At 43.6% G+C, this 16790-nt stretch carries 15 protein-coding genes; 7 read left to right on the top strand and 8 right to left on the bottom strand.

The window, feature by feature from the left end; genetic code table 11:
* Positions 1–4 precede the first annotated feature (4 nt).
* Positions 5–3019, bottom strand: a complete 3015-nt coding sequence (locus OCV56_RS19215) for an HD domain-containing phosphohydrolase (RefSeq protein ID WP_150330739.1) — start codon at positions 3017–3019, stop codon at positions 5–7.
* Positions 3020–3324: 305 nt separating this feature from the next.
* On the opposite strand from OCV56_RS19215, the gene OCV56_RS19210 reads away from it, so the two are divergent.
* The 4 genes from OCV56_RS19210 (at position 3325) to OCV56_RS19195 (ending at position 6913) form a co-directional block, all read left to right on the top strand.
* Positions 3325–4071 (top strand): phosphatase, encoded by a 747-nt coding sequence (locus OCV56_RS19210; RefSeq protein ID WP_086712641.1) that lies wholly within the window; start codon positions 3325–3327, stop codon positions 4069–4071.
* Between the two features lie 145 nt (positions 4072–4216).
* Positions 4217–4612, top strand: a complete 396-nt coding sequence (locus tag OCV56_RS19205; RefSeq protein ID WP_086712642.1) for a cytochrome b562 — start codon at positions 4217–4219, stop codon at positions 4610–4612.
* Between the two features lie 303 nt (positions 4613–4915).
* Entirely contained in the window at positions 4916–5266 is a 351-nt protein-coding gene (locus OCV56_RS19200) for a hypothetical protein (protein WP_086712643.1), read from the top strand.
* Positions 5267–5377: 111 nt separating this feature from the next.
* The gene (locus tag OCV56_RS19195; protein WP_086712644.1) at positions 5378–6913 is read left to right on the top strand and encodes a PepSY-associated TM helix domain-containing protein; all 1536 of its coding nucleotides are present in this window, start codon (positions 5378–5380) and stop codon (positions 6911–6913) included.
* Positions 6914–7023: 110 nt separating this feature from the next.
* Here OCV56_RS19195 and gloA2 read toward each other — a convergent pair whose 3' ends face one another.
* Both gloA2 and OCV56_RS19185 read right to left on the bottom strand, forming a co-directional pair.
* Complete coding sequence (gene gloA2, locus OCV56_RS19190; RefSeq protein ID WP_086712645.1) at positions 7024–7407, bottom strand: SMU1112c/YaeR family gloxylase I-like metalloprotein; 384 nt, start codon at positions 7405–7407, stop codon at positions 7024–7026.
* Complete coding sequence (locus tag OCV56_RS19185) at positions 7407–8339, bottom strand: LysR family transcriptional regulator (protein ID WP_004742441.1); 933 nt, start codon at positions 8337–8339, stop codon at positions 7407–7409. The genes gloA2 and OCV56_RS19185 overlap by 1 nt, the downstream gene beginning before the upstream one ends.
* Before the next feature lie 167 nt (positions 8340–8506).
* Here OCV56_RS19185 and OCV56_RS19180 point away from each other — a divergent pair, with 167 nt between their 5' ends.
* The gene (locus OCV56_RS19180) at positions 8507–9319 is read left to right on the top strand and encodes a helix-turn-helix transcriptional regulator (RefSeq protein WP_086712646.1); all 813 of its coding nucleotides are present in this window, start codon (positions 8507–8509) and stop codon (positions 9317–9319) included.
* Between the two features lie 25 nt (positions 9320–9344).
* Here OCV56_RS19180 and OCV56_RS19175 read toward each other — a convergent pair whose 3' ends face one another.
* Positions 9345–10076: an EAL domain-containing protein gene (locus tag OCV56_RS19175; RefSeq protein ID WP_086712766.1), complete on the bottom strand. Its 732-nt coding sequence runs from the start codon at positions 10074–10076 to the stop codon at positions 9345–9347.
* 379 nt (positions 10077–10455) lie between these two features.
* On the opposite strand from OCV56_RS19175, the gene OCV56_RS19170 reads away from it, so the two are divergent.
* Together OCV56_RS19170 and tdh are read left to right on the top strand one after the other, a co-directional pair.
* Positions 10456–11649 (top strand): glycine C-acetyltransferase, encoded by a 1194-nt coding sequence (locus OCV56_RS19170; protein WP_086712647.1) that lies wholly within the window; start codon positions 10456–10458, stop codon positions 11647–11649.
* Between the two features lie 107 nt (positions 11650–11756).
* The gene (tdh, locus tag OCV56_RS19165) at positions 11757–12788 is read left to right on the top strand and encodes an L-threonine 3-dehydrogenase (protein ID WP_048657758.1); all 1032 of its coding nucleotides are present in this window, start codon (positions 11757–11759) and stop codon (positions 12786–12788) included.
* Between the two features lie 95 nt (positions 12789–12883).
* On the opposite strand, the gene OCV56_RS19160 is transcribed toward tdh, so the two are convergent.
* The 4 genes from OCV56_RS19160 to OCV56_RS19145 all read right to left on the bottom strand — a co-directional run bounded on the left by OCV56_RS19160 (position 12884) and on the right by OCV56_RS19145 (position 16706).
* Positions 12884–13411, bottom strand: a complete 528-nt coding sequence (locus OCV56_RS19160) for a DUF4236 domain-containing protein (RefSeq protein WP_228761191.1) — start codon at positions 13409–13411, stop codon at positions 12884–12886.
* 109 nt (positions 13412–13520) lie between these two features.
* Complete coding sequence (locus OCV56_RS19155) at positions 13521–14237, bottom strand: hypothetical protein (protein WP_086712648.1); 717 nt, start codon at positions 14235–14237, stop codon at positions 13521–13523.
* 1 nt (position 14238) lies between these two features.
* The gene (locus OCV56_RS19150; RefSeq protein ID WP_086712649.1) at positions 14239–15102 is read right to left on the bottom strand and encodes a hypothetical protein; all 864 of its coding nucleotides are present in this window, start codon (positions 15100–15102) and stop codon (positions 14239–14241) included.
* A gap of 125 nt (positions 15103–15227) precedes the next feature.
* Positions 15228–16706 carry an ADP-ribosylglycohydrolase family protein gene (locus OCV56_RS19145; protein WP_086712650.1) on the bottom strand — a complete coding sequence of 493 codons (1479 nt, stop codon included), beginning with the start codon at positions 16704–16706 and terminating at the stop codon, positions 15228–15230.
* Between the last annotated feature and the right edge of the window lie 84 nt (positions 16707–16790).

The following is a 16790-nucleotide window of genomic DNA, read 5'->3' as shown; positions in this document are numbered from 1 at the left end:
CCGTTTAAAAGAGTGAGCGGATGTACTCTTTTACTTTTTCGATGTGTTTCGTTTCATCAACCTCGCATCGTTGGTTTGGCTCAAGGAATCGCTCGGCGTATTTGTCGTAGATCTTGTTTTCTAGAAACAATAAATAGAGTTTGGGATCGATATGACCGCTAGTGGCCATGTCGGTCATGATATTGAGTGATTCGCTTAAGAGTTTGCCTTTCTTATAAGGGCGGTCACTGGAGGTAAGCGCTTCAAAGACATCAGCTATCGCCATTGCTCTAGAAGGCAGAGGCAATTGGTCTTCATTTAAGCCTCTTGGGTAGCCTTTACCATCAATACGCTCGTGATGTCCGCTCGCAATATCGGGAATGTTCTTGAGATAAGACGGGTAAGGGAGCTTGTTGAGCATGGTGAAAGTTTGAATGATATGATCGTTGATCATGAAACGTTCTTCATCGTTTAAGGTGCCACGACGTACTTTCAAATTGTATAACTCACCTTGGTTGTATTTTACTTCGCCGGGCTTGAGTACAAATGCTTCTTGCCATACATCTGCCGGGTTAAAGCCATTATCCCACGGTATTTTATGTTCTGGTTTGTCAGCAAGTAGTGGCTCCATTACCGGCAAAATCGTCTCCGGACTTGTTGGCTCAGTTTTATCTTTATCAACAGTATCTTTTTGGGTGTTGAACCTCTCTTTCTCAGACCAAGATAGCCCCAGTTGATCATCCAGTGTCCGTTTCCATTGGCGTTTGGCTATTTGGTCTAAGCGTTCTAGTTGCTCCTCTGTCATGGACTCGCCGCCGAGATTGCACTCAGCAACGAAGGCAAACTCTTCATCCAGCTCGGACAGGCTTTGTTCGAGTATTTTAAGCTGCTCCTCTTGAAGTCCACCGTTCGCCATCGCCTTCCAATAGTCGGTTTCCGCTTGTTGTTTTAGCAATTCAAATCGCATGCGAATTTCGTGGATTCGGTCGTAAATCGTTTCTAATTTTGTTGCTTTATCTACTACATATTCTGGCGTGGTGACCTTGCCGCAATCGTGAAGCCAAGCGGCGAGCATCAACTCTTCCCACTGCTTACTATTGAGTGAGAACTGCGGATAATAGCGGTCATCATCAATAGTCGCTTGAGTTAGCCATTTGGTGAGTTCAGGTACTCGTTGGCAATGCCCACCTGTGTAAGGTGATTTAGTATCGATCGCCGATGCAATTAACTCGATAAAGGCATTAAGCATGTCTTTCTGTTGCTGCATTTGGTCAATATTGTCTTTCGCTATTTCAGCAAAGCTGAGCAGCTCTCGTAAAAAGGCGTGCTTATCAGCCTGCATCTTGGTAATCGGCCTTTCATAGCCAATGGCCACAATACCCACTAAGAGCTTTTCACGGTTCAAGAGAGGAAAAAGGTACAGGTCTGAATTAAAGATTGAGTCTTGATAATAGTTGAGCACATTATCTTCTCGGTTTAAGTGGATCGTTTCACCTGACTTAAGCTGACACAGCAACCAAGGTGTATGTTTGATGAAGTCATTGATGTCAGCTTTAAAAGGAATAATCGCGAGGTTAGCGGCTGTATTAAATACATCTTTTTCTTCTGATTGAGTAAACAGCACAATGGTTTCGGCTTTGGTTATCAAATAGCTTTGATGGGCGATGTTCTTGGCTAGTATCGAAAACTCCTGATTTCCTGCGGTGTCTCGAAGTAAGTTGATGAGGTCGTGAAGCGTGTGCTCCATCAGTTCAATGGAGTGAGCAAGGTTCGCAACCTCTTTAATCATGCTCTTTGGATAATGGGTACGACGGAAATCAAAGCGTGCGATGTTATCTGTAAGCTGCATCAACGTATTGAGCGGCTGGGATAGGCGATTAGCAACCAGCCACACGATGCCAAAACAGATAAACAACATCCCAATTGCGACGGCGACTTGTTTGTCACGCATAGAAATAAGATCAGAAAGCAGTTCATTGTGTGGTGTCGCTTCCGCCAAATAGAGGGTCACGTTTTGGGTGAGCTCAACCGGAGTTAAGGTCAGTGCCCATGTGTTCAGGTTGTACTCCACGTTTTTTAGATTGAGGTTAAATTTCTCTTCATCCGATATCAGCGGACCCAAAACGGATGATTTTAACGCTTCCATTTGATCTCGTTTGGGGATGTTAAAGAAGCTTTGTTCCTGCTCGCTACCAGAGAGTTTGTTTGTACTTTGCCCATTATTGATATTGGCGTTGTTGGCTTCGAGTGTGAGGTTAGAGGTGGTTAAATCAAGTTGATGCTGGCCAAGAAGATTAAAGTGTTCATCAAATAGAGCCAGTCTGGTTTGTGGGGAATATGCCAGTTCACTGATCTGAGAAGAGAGTGAACTCAGCGTGAAGTCAGCGCCCACCACATGCTTGCCATCGGCCGAACGCCTAGAAAGCGTAATGCCGTTGGTTTTCATAAAATAAAAAAGATAGGGCTCAGAAAGGTGAATGGATCCATCCGGCTTGGCATTACGATACCAAGTACGAGTCGTTGGATTAAATTTGCTCTCGCTTTGAGCAGTACTGATGACCTGATGTGCACCATCGAGGTAGGTAATAAAGTTCTCACCATCCAAATTAGTACTGCTGACCATCATGGTCGCTTTGGCAGGGGCATTGTTTTCGGCCCTCTGTTTGTTAGTGCTTAAGGGGCGAAAGATCCTGAAGTCGCCATCTTCCGAGCCGTAGAACAGCGCGACCAAATTGGTATTCTGCTTGAAGATGATATCAACCGACGCTAGCCAAGACTCCTTTTCGATGGAAGATCCCTGCTGAGTAACAAACGGGCTCACCGCCATCACATTTAAAGTTGTGATAACAGGGGCAATGGCTTGTTTAAATACCGATTCTAGCTTGTCACGGTGCTCATTGCTTACCTCACGTACCGTACCCAAAAGCAACTCTTGAGAATGCCGATAGCTTATTGATATCAATACTGTACCGACAAATGTTGTCAAAATTAGGAAAAGGCTAGTGATGTGGATACTCAGCGGATAACGTCTTCGTCTCATCTAACACTCCAGCGTGTGAACTGGTTTAAGTATTGACGAACTTGGGTAGGTTGCAAAAAATTGGCGCAATTACCGAGTTTGTGCAGCTCTACTAAAATAAGACTAAGAGTTGGGTGGTTCAGGTTAGTCACGTATTTTTGTATCGTGTAAGTGAACCAGCAATAAACCTTTATGTTTGGGTGCTAATTGTTACTTTCAGCTGATAAACTGGTCGAATTGTTGCCACTAGGCATTTCTTTTCAGAAAAAGGTGCAGGGGTACCTTTCTGAAAAACGTTTTAGACCAAGCGAAGAGGGTATTGATTCATGGAACTCAAAGTAGACACTCACACCCATACATACGCCAGTGGCCATGCCTACAGTACATTGATTGAAAACGCTAAATCGGCAAAACAAAACGGCCTTGCTATGTTCTGTACCACTGACCATTCAGAGTCAATGCCGGGCGCGCCACACTACTGGTTTTTTAGCAATCAGCGTGTACTTCCTCGTTTTATCGAAGGCGTTGCGATTATTCGCGGCGTTGAATCAAACATAATGAATACTCAAGGTGAAATCGATATACACCCAAGTGTTGATAAGAACTTAGATTGGGTGATTGCAAGCTTTCATGAGCCGGTTTTCCGCCCGTCAGATTTAGCAGCTCACACTGAGGCTCTCTTGAATGTTATTAAAGGTGGTCGAGTCGATGCACTTGGCCATTTGGGCAATCCTAATTTTGATTTTGACTTCGAAGCGGTCATTCAATGTGCGGTAGAGCACGACGTCGCCATCGAGATAAATAACACGACACTGAAAGGCAATAGCCGCGTAGGCAGTGTTGATCGCTGTTACGAGATCGCGAGAATAGCAAAAACAAAAGGAGCATTTATCACTTCGGGTAGTGATGCTCATTTTTGTAATGATGTTGGTGGTTTGGATCTTGTGGCTGCACTGCTTGATGAGGTTGGCATTGACTCGAATAAGGTGATTACTCATTCACCGAAGCAATTCTTGTCGTTTCTGGCGTTACGTGGTCGTAATGAAATACCAGAATACTCAGCGCTTGTTTAAGAGAATGTCGGCGGGTTTGCATTTCGACACAATCAATTTTTGTGCCTGACGGATTTTTGTATACACTAGCCGGAAAATAATAAAGTCGAAGCGCTGCAGTAATGATGGCGCTATCTTCAAAGTCACAGTTTCACTTGGAGAAACAATGAAAACTCGCTCAATCCTTTTATCTGGCTTAATCGCTGCTGCAGTAATGTCTGGCAACGCATTTGCTAACGTTGACCTTAAGAAAAACATGCAAGAAATGAAGCTTGCATTTAAACAAGCGGCAGAAGCTCAAAGCATTGAAGAGATGCAAAAGCCTATCGTTCGTTTAGATACGCTAGTGGCAGAGCTGAAAACGGGTGTGTACCCAGTAGAGAAAGAAGACAACTTCATGGAAGGCTTCAAAAAGATCAGTGCATCACTGGATAGCATTGAACAGAAGCTAGACCAAGGCGACTTAGAGTCAGCACAACAAGAACTTCGTACTATTGACGGCCTTCGTGAAGAGTACCACGAGAAGCGTAACCCAAGTATCTGGAGCAAGATCTTCGGTTAATGGGTTAATCAAGAGCATATGCTTGTTAGATAGTTAACAAAGCCCAAACCTCAAGATTCGATTTCTAAAACGCCGCCTATATTTACCTTTATTGGAAAATGTAGGCGGCGTTTTTTATTGGTGGCTTTCTAACCGGGAGCTGTGCACGTACATGAATAATATGGGGTATGTTCTATTCGCGTAACCAGTTTTTAACTAAAAAGAGTGTGCGTTGGCTTCAACTTTTTAACCTGATGTTAATCTTTACGTTTACCTATATAACAAGTGCCTCATAATAAGGGGAATTTATAAAGATTTGGAATAATGCGCCGAACCTCGTTCAACCTCTCTATGTTACTTGCCACTGCGTTAAGCTGGGCTTTAGTGACATTAATGCCTGTTATCAATGCTCATGGTAACAGTGCGGGAGTATGGGCGTCGTTGTGTACGGTCAATGGCTTTGAACTGGTTCAAATCGAAGAGGGTGAACCGAATACTCATAAAGCTAAGCCGTGTCCGTTTAGCCATTTTTCCACATTTCACCAAGATGAACTTCCAACTACACTACTCACAACTCGACTGAGTTTTATTGTCTCAGACAGCTACGCTTTTTTGGCTCTAAGCGAACGCTATTCGAGGCAAGCCCCACGTGGCCCTCCCTTTGTTACTGCTTAAACCTCACTCATTAAAATAATTAAAAAATATAGTATTAAGTAAAGTTAAACATGCCTTAGTGACTTTCTGATTTTTCAGAAGGTTCGTTTGCGCATGTCAAAGGAAATAATAATGTTGAGAAATGAATCTCAAACTACTGTGAAGGCACAAGCGACTTCGCAGTCTACAAGCAGTGCAACAAGCAGTTCGAAAACCGATATTCAAAGCAAAGAGCGCAATAAAACCCTCTACTTTCTCACCTGGCGCTGGCATTTCTATGCTGGGCTGTTCGTTATCCCATTTATGTTGATGCTAAGTATTACTGGCTTAGTGATGTTGTTTGACGATGAGATCGAATTAGCTTTTCATCAAGAGGCGATTGAAATTGCAGTATCCGGTGAGCCGATCAAGGTTTCGCAGCAGTTAGCGGCAGTGCAAAATCAATATCCACAAAGTTCGGTGACACAGTTTGTACCAAGCAAAGCGCCTGATTTGGCGAACCGATTTTCAGTCTCTCTGGAAGATGGCACATCGGTTTTTGCCACTGTGAATCAATATACAGGTGAAGTCGTCGGTGAAGTTCCACGCAGCGACAGCCTGTACCAGTTGGCAAACGACATCCACGGCACGTTATTGATTGGCGATTGGGGTGATTATCTGATTGAAGTCGCAATCAGCTTGTCGATTCTGTTGCTCGTCAGTGGAATTTACCTATGGTTGCCACGCGACAATGCGAGCCGTGCAGGCTTTCTTAAGTTGAGAGTGTCATCTGGGACACGTGTACTGATGCGTGATCTGCATGCGAACATCGGTGGCACGTTATCTCTTGTTCTGTTGCTATTTATCCTTTCTGGTTTGGCGTGGACAGGTTTCTGGGGTGGTAAGCTAGTCCAAGCATGGAGCACTTTTCCTGCTCAAATGTGGGACGATATTCCGCTGTCTGATAAGACACACGCATCGCTTAACCATGGCTCGGAAGAGGAGCTTCCATGGAACTTGGAACAGACACCATTGCCGTTGTCCCAAGATAAACCTGCCGAACATGTACATCATGTGGAAGAGGCGTCCGAACCTCATGATCACTCTAAGATGGGCGATGACCACTCTATGCATGTCATGTCTGCGAGTAGCTTTGCCATTGATGATGTCATTGAGAAAGCACGAGCTCTTGGCTTCACTCAGTACAAGGTAAACTTCCCACGTTCAGAAACCGGTGTCTACACGGTGACAGCGAACACCATGGGCGGCGATATCATCGACCCAACTCAAGATCGTACCACGCACCTAGACCAATATTCAGGTCGTATCCTTGGTGAAGTGACCTGGCAAGATTACAACTTTATCGCCAAGACATTAGCGGTCGGTATTTCTCTGCATCAGGGTGATATTAGTATCATCAACAAGCTTTTAAACGCCTTGTTCTGCTTGGCTTTCATCGTGGTATCAGTAACTGGCGGTGTGATGTGGTGGATGCGTAGACCATCAGGTCAACGTAAGCTTGGCGCGCCACCTAAGTTTGGCGATGCTGGCCTATGGAAAGCTGGTTTGGTGAGTGTTGTTGTGATTTCAGTGCTATTTCCTCTCGCGGGAGCAACGATTGTCACAGCTATGATATTTGACTGGCTACTTTTCTCACGTGTTGAGAAGTTCAAAACGGCGTTGAGCTAATTGAACTGAAAACGGACCTTTTCAGCCTGAGAAGGTCCGTTTTGTATTCTGGCGGGAAGTTGACTGATCAGGAAAGTTTAGTTTTGATACAGCCTATTTTTGATAAAGCTCTATATTTCATAAAGCTCTAGCGGCAGACCGTCTGGGTCTGCGAAAAACGTGAATGACTTCCCCGTAAACTCATCAACTCGAATCGGTTCGACGTCGATTCCATGTCCTTCTAAATAACTTTTTACTTGTTGAACGTCATCAACGCAAAAGGCTAAATGTCTTAACCCTTGAGCTTCTGGAAAGCTAGGCCTTTCAGGTGCATCAGGGAAGCTAAACAACTCTATTTGAGCACCATTAGGCAGTGCTAGATCAAGTTTGTAAGACTGGCGCGCTTCTCGGTAATTCTCAGCTATCACTTCCAGTTGTAAAACTTCAGTGTAAAAGCGTTTCGATAGCTCGTAATTGGAACAGATGATTGCCGCGTGGTGGATTCCTTTTAGCATCAGTTTATTTCCCCTGCTAACTTGTCACCCAAGTGTTCCATCGCGTAGTCAATGAACACGCGAAGGCGGGCGGGCATGTATTTGGTTTGTGCGAACTGCATCGCGATGGCGCCGTGATAGTTACTCTTGATGGTCCAGTCATTCAATACTTGAACAACACTGCCTTCTGCTAACGCATCTTGAATCACGAAGTCATGGAAGATGCCAATCCCCAAACCTTCTTTCACACCTTTAAGTCGCATTTGAGAGTGGTTCACTGCGTATCGACCACTGACGGAGACGGTGTGAAACTCATCGTCTTTGAGAAAGTCCCAAATGTGGTCTTTGTCTGTTTCTGCTAGGTACAAACAATCATGCTGACTAAGATCCGTAGGGTGGGAAGGTGTCCCTTTGTGACCCAAATAATCAGGGCTCGCGCACAGCACTAAGTTGGTTTTACCAAGCTCTTTTAGTACTAAGCTCTCATCGGGTTTATCGGTTAGGCGAAACGCAATATCGATGCCTTGGCGTAGTATGTCTATATCACCATCAGCAGCGCGTAGCTTAAGTTGGATCTCTGGATACTGATTAAGAAATGGCACCACAAAAGGCTGAAGTACAGAGTTCAAAAACGCTTCTGGCGCGGCCACAGTAAGTGAGCCAGAAGGCTCGGTATGATCCGAGGTCGATAATTCAACCGCTTGCTGTGCTGCGTTAATCATGACAACGCTCTGATCGTAAACCAATTGGCCTGCCTGAGTGATAATAAGTGTACGAGTAGTTCGCTCAAATAGCTTTACTGACAGTGCTTTCTCTAAACGCGTAATGAGCTTACTGAGTGCAGAAGGCGTTACCCCTAGTTGCTTGGCTGCCGCAGTAAAACTGCCTTCGTTTACCACTAGGATGAACGAGGCAAGATCAGGAAGTAGGGCGATGAGTTTGGGGTTGACCATAAGTATCCATGGGAGTCAGCGATGAGCGTAATAGTAATTGTGAGTGATCTAACTTAATTTGTGAATCAGTTTCATTAATTGAATCGTGAATTAGGGATATATCAACGGTGTCGTTTAATAACTTAGATAAGTAAACTACACTGATAAAAAAGCTAGGTAAGTGACAGATGAATAAAGAGAATTTCCCAGAAGAACTAAAACGGTTACGTGAAGAAAACACCATTTCTCAGGAAGAGTTTGCTGAGTTACTTTCCCATTCTCACCGAGCATTTTCTGGTGTTAATCAGGTGATGGTGAGCCAGTGGGAAAGAGCGAAGACACTGCCTAGTTTTGTTCGTTGTCTTGGTATTGCGAGTTTCTTTCAAGTTGATTATGACTTTTCGGTTGAAGAAATGGTGCAGGTGAAAGCGGCAACTAAGAACGCTGAGCGCCCGTTTAGTATCGATATTGGTTACGACTACGAGGTAACCAGTGTTGAATCACATAGCCTTAGCTCACTGCCTGCAAAAAGGCTCAAATCGATTCAAGGAATGCATCAAAAAACTTACGGCAAAGATTTTATCGAAGTTGCGAGTCATTTGGGTGTGAAGAGAGAAGATATGCAGGTGCTGTGTTTTCTTTATGAGGGCGTCATCATTGGGCATGTGGTTTACGACGGTGTCAGCAAGATGCTGTGCAGCGTAGGGGCCGTGAGTATTGTCATTCGTCGTAAGATCTTTGATTACATGGCGGACAGCTTAGTTGATACTGAGTTCTGTTTTCCTACTCTTGACCCGGCTATGTGTCAGTTTCTTTATGATCTCTATTTAGAGCCTTACATGAGTAAGCTTGGCATGCCATTCTTCAAGGCTGATATTAAAAAAGTGGTGAAAAACCCCTTTTCTCAAAATATCCAAAACAAGCACGATATCTATTTCAAGTACATCCGTTACCATGACCTAAAACAGAAGAAAAAAAGCGTTGAATTTGTTTTAGGATAACCCTTTCCTTAATGGAACAGAGTCATTACATGACCAGCCTAAGATCCGTCAATGGAAGTGGCTTCGAGTATAGGAAACCCTGACAGCGATCGAAGCCAAGCTGGTGGACACGCTGATGTGTATCCACATCTTCAACACCTTCCGCTACGGTTTCAATTCCAGACGCTTTGCAGTAAGCCAAAGTTTGCTTGATTAGTGCAGAGCGAGAGCTGTCTTCGCTATTTACAATCGACTTATCAAATTTCACTTCATCGACATCAAGGTTCATCACCTTATCCATGTCTGAGTAACCCACACCGAAATCATCGATAGAGATTTTAATACCAAGTGCTTTATAGCGTTTAACCTGTTCGCAGAGCTCTTCATCCCATTGATCAGCTTCACTGAGTTCGAATGTTAACTGTTTTGCTTTGAACGAGGTATTCCAAAGTAGCTCACGTACTTTTTCTACGTTGTCTGGGTTCGCTAGTACTTTCTTGCTGATATTAACAGCCAAGTTTAAGTGCGCTGATAGCGACTTCACTTCAGTTAAAGATTGCTCAAGAACACTAAAAAAGATTTCTTCTTCGTAACCTAATGCGAAAGCACGATCAATGAACACACCTGGTGAAAAGATACCTTCTTCGGGAATATTCAGACGAAACAGTGCTTCTACGCCTGTCACTTTCTCTGCACTCGATTCTACTTTTGGTTGATAAAAGCAGGTGTGCCAGTCGTTTTCGAAGGCTTCTTGAATGATGTGGTCGGATAGTGTCATGGGCTTGTTTCTCATCTTATCTTGAGCATCTGTGTAACGGCCGCACATTCTGAGAGAAACAGTAATTCACCACTATATCGTTTTGAGGTTTAAAATTGAGATTTGATATGAAAGCGAAATCAGGTGGAATTTTCGGTGGATATGGCGTTAAAAAGAACAAGAGAGGGGCGTTAATGTGCCCTGTGTCACTGGGATGAACTATTATTCGTGCCTGTGATTCATTAATGTTTTTCCAATTAAAGGGATAATCGGCAAGCGGATGTTCAACTAGAATATAGTCATAAGTTTTACAGTGTAAATGATCGTGTTGAGATCGTTTGCATCCCTACATAAAGCGGCGCGCGATGCTGCTGAATAATAATTAGGAAGGAATGAGACAATGTCTTCTGCATTTTACCAACAGATTCAAACTCAAATCGAAGAAGTTAAAGAAGAAGGTCTTTACAAGTCTGAGCGCATTATTACTTCTGCACAAAAAGCAGCGGTTTCTATCTCGACTGGTGAAGAAGTACTAAACTTCTGTGCAAACAACTACTTAGGTCTTGCTAACCACCCAGCTCTAATTGAAGCAGCTAAAGATGGTATGGATCAGCATGGTTTTGGTATGGCTTCAGTACGTTTCATCTGTGGTACTCAAGATTCTCACAAAGAACTAGAGCAAAAGCTGTCTACGTTCCTAGGTAAAGAAGACACAATCCTGTACACATCTTGTTTTGATGCTAATGCTGGTTTATTCGAAACGATTCTAGGTAAAGAAGACGCAATCATTTCTGACGCACTAAACCACGCTTCAATCATTGATGGTGTTCGTCTTTGTAAAGCAATGCGCTTCCGTTACTCGAACAACAACATGGAAGAGCTAGAGCAACAACTTATCGCTGCTAAAGAAGCGGGTGCTCGCCACACGCTAATCGTAACAGACGGCGTATTCTCAATGGACGGTGTAGTAGCAAACCTTCCTGCTATCTGTGACCTTGCAGACAAGTACGATGCACTAGTTATGGTTGATGATTCTCACGCTGTGGGCTTCATGGGTGAAAACGGCGCTGGTACTCACGAGTTCCACAACGTTGTTGACCGCATCGACATCATCACAGGTACGCTAGGTAAAGCAATGGGTGGCGCTTCAGGCGGTTACACGTCTGGTAAGAAAGAAGTGATCGACTGGCTACGTCAGCGTTCTCGTCCATACCTATTCTCTAACTCTGTTGCGCCAGCAATCGTATCAGCGTCTATCCGCGTTCTAGATCTTTTAGCAAAATCTGGTGACCTACGTACAACACTGTGGGAAAACTCTGCTCACTTCCGTACTCGCATGGAAGAAGCTGGTTTCACTATGGGTGGTGCTGACCACGCAATCATCCCAATCATGCTTGGTGATGCAAAAGTAGCGGCTGAATTCGCAGAGCGCGCACTAGAGAAAGGCATCTACGTTGTAGGTTTCTCTTTCCCTGTAGTACCAAAAGGTCAAGCTCGTATCCGTACGCAAATGTCTGCAGCACACTCTCGTGAGCAACTAGACCGCGCAATCGACGCGTTTATCCAAGTTGGTAAAGACATGGGTATCATCTAATTTTATTGCAGGTTGTTAGCGTAACGCTAACGCTGTGATGATTAGATAAGAACAATAAGATTTTTGATTCTCGCCTTACAGTTAGGCGAGATGAACTAGGTAACATTATGAAAATTAAAGCACTTTCTAAACTTAAGCCTGAAGAAGGCATTTGGATGACCGAGGTTGAAAAACCTGAAATGGGTCATAATGATCTTCTAATTCGTATTAAGAAAACTGCCATCTGTGGTACAGACGTACACATCTACAACTGGGATGAGTGGTCACAAAACACAATTCCAGTACCTATGGTTGTAGGTCACGAATACGTAGGTGAAGTTGTTGGCATCGGCCAAGAAGTTCGTGGTTTTGAAATCGGCGATCGTGTATCTGGCGAAGGTCACATCACATGTGGTCACTGTCGTAACTGTCGTGGCGGCCGTACTCACCTTTGTCGTAACACAACAGGTGTTGGTGTTAACCGCACTGGTGCTTTCTCTGAGTTCCTTGTGATCCCTGCGTTCAACGCATTTAAGATCCCTGCAGAAATCTCTGACGATCTAGCGTCAATCTTTGACCCGTTTGGTAACGCAGTACACACTGCGCTTTCTTTCGACCTAGTAGGCGAAGATGTGCTAATCACTGGCGCTGGTCCAATCGGTATCATGGCTGCTGCGGTTGCTAAGCACGTAGGTGCTCGTCACGTTGTAATTACTGACGTAAACGAATACCGACTAGATCTTGCTAAGAAGATGGGTGTAACACGCGCTGTAAACGTGATGGAAGAGAAGCTAGAAGACGTAATGGCTGATCTAGGAATGACAGAAGGCTTCGATGTAGGCCTAGAAATGTCTGGTGTACCATCAGCATTCAACAGCATGCTAACTAACATGAACCACGGCGGTAAGATCTCTCTACTAGGTATTCCACCATCAGACATGGCAGTAGACTGGAACCAAGTCATCTTTAAAGGCTTAGTTATCAAAGGTATCTACGGTCGTGAGATGTTCGAAACTTGGTACAAGATGGCTTCACTAATCCAGTCTGGCTTAGATCTAACACCAATCATTACTCACCACTACAAAGTGGACGACTTCCAGAAAGGCTTCGATATGATGCGCTCTGGTATGTCTGGTAAAGTAATCCTAGATTGGGAATAAGCTTTAGCTGAAAAATAAAAACGCTCCGAAAGGGGCGTTTTTTGTATTTAATCCATAAGATTAACTCTGGTAGAGTCAAATTTTATACAAACCTGCTAGCTATTGAGATATAACAAACTGCCTAAGATGATGAAGTTAATTATCCAATTAATTGTCTTGCTATAGGCGAAACAATCTAGGATTGTCACATCGCATTTATGTTCTGTTTGATTTTCCTGTGAATAATCGCAGCTTTCTAGCTCACCTTTTTCGTTCGTGGATAGGACACTAGCTTCATTCTCTGAAACCCCAGAGTTATCGTTGTTTTGAGATGAGCTTCTTTTTGACACTGAGTCATCTAGGTTCTCATGATATGACAGCCCGCTACCTGGAATTCCCAAGGTGCCACGCTTAACCCCAAGAGATCCATTTTTCTTGGTTCCAATATTAATATTTGCACCCGGAGCGCCCACGGTAGAGCTTGTCGTAACCCCTCTCTTTTCGGACCAACTTAGATTAAAGGTAATCCCAGGCGCAACTTTTAATCTTTTTCTAAACCTTAGTCCCATTCTGAAAGCCTTCTTAGTACGAAACGTATAACAGGGATGCTGAACAGCAAGAACGTCAGAGATAAATTTGTCCACTCGATGGCACCATTTGGTAGGCGTTCTACTTGGCTAAAACCATCGACTTGCGTATAGAAAAGGAAGCCGAAAAATGTCCACACTGAAAAGTTAAATAGGAATAACATTATTACCTCGACAGAGAGAACGTTGGGCCGCCAAATACGGCGTTACTGTAATCAAGCTTCGCGTTTACTTGGCATCCAGACGCATTGTTGCGGCAGTTTCTTTTTGCGAACGTCAGTGTGTTGTTATGGGCCACTTTGTTTCGCTTAGGCTTCGTTTTATCGACAGAAACAGGCGTAACTTTCTCTAAGAGAGTAAGGCGACGTTCCACTGCTGCCAAATCGTCTTCATCGCTGAAGCTCATTGATAGTCCATAATTGCCGACGAGCTCGTTATGGTGTTTATCGATTCTACGTATCAACGTATTCACTGCTTCAGAGAACACGCTATCTTCTAAGCGTTTAATCAAGTAAACGTCAGCGTCACTATAATCTAACGTGACAAATTTTGATTCGTAATTTTGGCAGTTTTTAATGTTATGACAGGTCTCTTTAACTTCAGGAAAAGTTCTAAGAACGAAGTCCCCATCTAAACGCGCAACCATATTCGATGAGGTTCCCACCGCTGCGTAAGTGTGCCATTGGTCATAGTTTGAACTATTGACAACAAACACGCCTTTTTGATCACGAGTAATTTCAGCTTTTGGTAATAGCTCTAATGTTACGGTATTTACGACGTAAACAATGCCCGCGATACCCAACACCACCGGAAGCACAACGAAAATAAGTATTGCTGCTAAACCATAAGAAATCAGTGAGCCTAATGGATCTGAACGACTCATATTAGAACGCCTCTACAACGAACTTTTTAAATGCTAGCAAGAACAAAATTGGGAGGAAGATGGTTTTCAAGACAAACAACATCATAAGGTTGATAAACTTGATCATCGCATTATCAATCGATTCCATAATGTTTACGATGATGTCTTTTGGAGTGATGACATTTGCTTTCATTGAGTCCCACTTATCGGACATGCCGTCAATGAACCCTTTGTCTTCTTGTTCCCCATTAGTTTGTATGGAAGCGATGTTTTCTACTTTCTTTGAAATTGATTGAGAAAGTTCGGTTGCTTGTGCTTCATTCTCTTTTACAGATTCGTCGATGAAAAGGTGATCGGCGGCAAGAGATAAAGAAACCGATGCAATCACAGCGAATCGAACAATCAGTAATGTTTTGAAAACCTTCGTCGCTCTCTCTTTGAAAGGAGTAAGCTTACCCGTCCAAATAGTCGCTAGCAGCCCAATACCAGAAAGAAGTACAAGCGCATTAAACAACTTGCTCGACATCGTGATAAGTAAAAACTTCTGTAGGCTTAGTGAGGCTAGAGCGAGTGCCATTGTGTGTTTGAAAAGATCCAGCATGTCACTGATCGAGTTAAGCATCTGGCCTAAATCAAATGATGCAACACCTACAGACACTTCAAAGCTCTTGAACATTGAAACGACCGAGTCCAGTAGTGATGCACTGCCGAAAGTAATGAGTGCAGAGCTAAGAGATTCGTTTACTGCATCATGAGCAGCATGGTCCAATATTGTCGAGCAAGCTAAAACTACGAGTGTAATAATTAGAATAGAATAGGCCTGTTTTGAAATAATTGAAGGCTTGTTGCAATTTGGTTGATCAAGAGCTTGAGATACTTTGTTCATATATGGTATATCGTTCTGGGTTTGGGTTGATTTTATCGTACGCAATAAAAATAGCCAGTATTTTATTCATAAATTAGCAGGCAGAGGAGTGAATGCTGTAAAAACACTGAGAATATATAGAGGCCTTACAACTTCTCTTGGAGCTTCTCAGTGATGCGTAAGCAGTCATTAATAAAGTCGCCAATGGTTTGCCATTCCATTTCAAAGTTATCTAAAGTGAAATCGTATCCCTCAAATGGAGAATTAGAGCCATCAATACCTAACGTATCGGGTAGGTCTTCACATATAGCGAAGTAGAGGGCAAGCCCACGATCTGAAACACCGCCATTTCCCTCTCGATCGCAAAATATTTTACCGTAGCTAACATCAGAGACAGCAACACCATCAATTTTGGCATAGTAGAGCTTTTCAAGTTCGTCATAGAGATGCATCGATTCGTTGATAACCAGTTCAGGCATATCAAATGAATATCGAAAGAACGTTTGAATGTGTTCTAATAGCGATGCACGGCTTCGCAGTTTGGTGATATCCAGTGTAGGGCACTCTGAAGTCAGACTTTCTTGCTTAGTTTCTGAGAGTTCTAGATGCTCCAATCCAAGAACCTGCTCTGGTTTTTTTAGTTTGAAATAAAAGCGGCTGTTTTGTTTAACTGGGTTTGGTTGGTATAACGCGAGTTCCGTTGCCTTATCGCGGATCTTTTTCTGCCAAGCTAATTTAGAAAGCCATTTTTTAGGCAGACTATCATATCCATAATAAGCCCCAGCGATCTGGCCATAAACAGCACAGGTCGTATCCGCATCATCGCCTAAGTTTGCCGCCAATAGTGCGCCTTGTTCGAAGCTATCTGACTGTAGAAAGCACCATATTGCCGCTTGAAGTGAGTCAACAACGTAGCCTCGACCGAAAATATGATCGCGACTTGTATTAGGGTCAACAGCGATGCTTATGGCGTTAAGCAGAGTTTGTGTGGCTTCGCTTGGCTTAGTCTGAATAAATGCTTCTATTAGATTTTCAATCAACGATGTTTTGGTTTGAAAACCAAGCATAGCTTGGCTGAGCAAATGGCCAAGGATCTTGCAAGCTTCAACACACCGAGGCTCTCTATGCGTAATTAACGAGCTTTGAGCGCTGTAATGCTGAACGTCATGCTCGGCGTAGCCTTTCGACTGAGCATAAAAAATCGCGATCGGAGCAAGACGCATGATGCTACCGTTTCCGGCAGAGTTCGATTCTGTGCCGCCTGACTCTGGATCACCTGTTCTCAGGTAAGTATTTAGAGCTGAAGAAATGGTAAAGCCAATGTCAAAACAGTGACCATTTACCGCGTTGTAACCATTTGAGCGCCATTCGAGGTAGCGCTCTACCTGATCTTTTGCATTGTGTTTACTACATTCAAGTAGAGAGTCGGCCAAGCATAAAGCCATTGAGGTGTCGTCTGTCCATTGACCAGCTTCTAAGTTGAATGGGCCGCCGCCACAGATATCAGAGATCGGATTTACAGCATGTTTGGGAATAAATTCTAGCGTTGTGCCTAATGCATCACCTAGAGCAAGTCCAACAAGTGCCCCCTGCGCGCGATTTACAAATGCTTCAGTTTCAGTCAAAAATGAATCCTCAATTAAACCAGTGTTTCAGTACGTAATTATGGTAAATTACGGCCTTGTGAAATGATATGTTGTAAAAAGCGA

The sequence above is a fragment of the Vibrio gigantis genome, from assembly GCF_024347515.1.
Taxonomy (GTDB): Bacteria; Pseudomonadota; Gammaproteobacteria; order Enterobacterales; family Vibrionaceae; genus Vibrio; species Vibrio gigantis.
This window is presented reverse-complemented; position numbering and strand designations above follow the sequence as displayed.

Coding starts and splice junctions, on each gene's coding strand:
- tdh (WP_048657758.1), top strand. CDS start 11,757: ATGAAAATTAAAGCACTTTCTAAACTTAAGCCTGAAGAAGGCATTTGG.
- OCV56_RS19180 (WP_086712646.1), top strand. CDS start 8,507: ATGAATAAAGAGAATTTCCCAGAAGAACTAAAACGGTTACGTGAAGAA.
- OCV56_RS19200 (WP_086712643.1), top strand. CDS start 4,916: ATGCGCCGAACCTCGTTCAACCTCTCTATGTTACTTGCCACTGCGTTA.
- OCV56_RS19155 (WP_086712648.1), bottom strand. CDS start 14,237: ATGAGTCGTTCAGATCCATTAGGCTCACTGATTTCTTATGGTTTAGCA.
- OCV56_RS19205 (WP_086712642.1), top strand. CDS start 4,217: ATGAAAACTCGCTCAATCCTTTTATCTGGCTTAATCGCTGCTGCAGTA.
- OCV56_RS19185 (WP_004742441.1), bottom strand. CDS start 8,339: ATGGTCAACCCCAAACTCATCGCCCTACTTCCTGATCTTGCCTCGTTC.
- OCV56_RS19150 (WP_086712649.1), bottom strand. CDS start 15,102: ATGAACAAAGTATCTCAAGCTCTTGATCAACCAAATTGCAACAAGCCT.
- gloA2 (WP_086712645.1), bottom strand. CDS start 7,407: ATGCTAAAAGGAATCCACCACGCGGCAATCATCTGTTCCAATTACGAG.
- OCV56_RS19215 (WP_150330739.1), bottom strand. CDS start 3,019: ATGAGACGAAGACGTTATCCGCTGAGTATCCACATCACTAGCCTTTTC.
- OCV56_RS19210 (WP_086712641.1), top strand. CDS start 3,325: ATGGAACTCAAAGTAGACACTCACACCCATACATACGCCAGTGGCCAT.
- OCV56_RS19170 (WP_086712647.1), top strand. CDS start 10,456: ATGTCTTCTGCATTTTACCAACAGATTCAAACTCAAATCGAAGAAGTT.
- OCV56_RS19195 (WP_086712644.1), top strand. CDS start 5,378: ATGTTGAGAAATGAATCTCAAACTACTGTGAAGGCACAAGCGACTTCG.
- OCV56_RS19175 (WP_086712766.1), bottom strand. CDS start 10,076: ATGACACTATCCGACCACATCATTCAAGAAGCCTTCGAAAACGACTGG.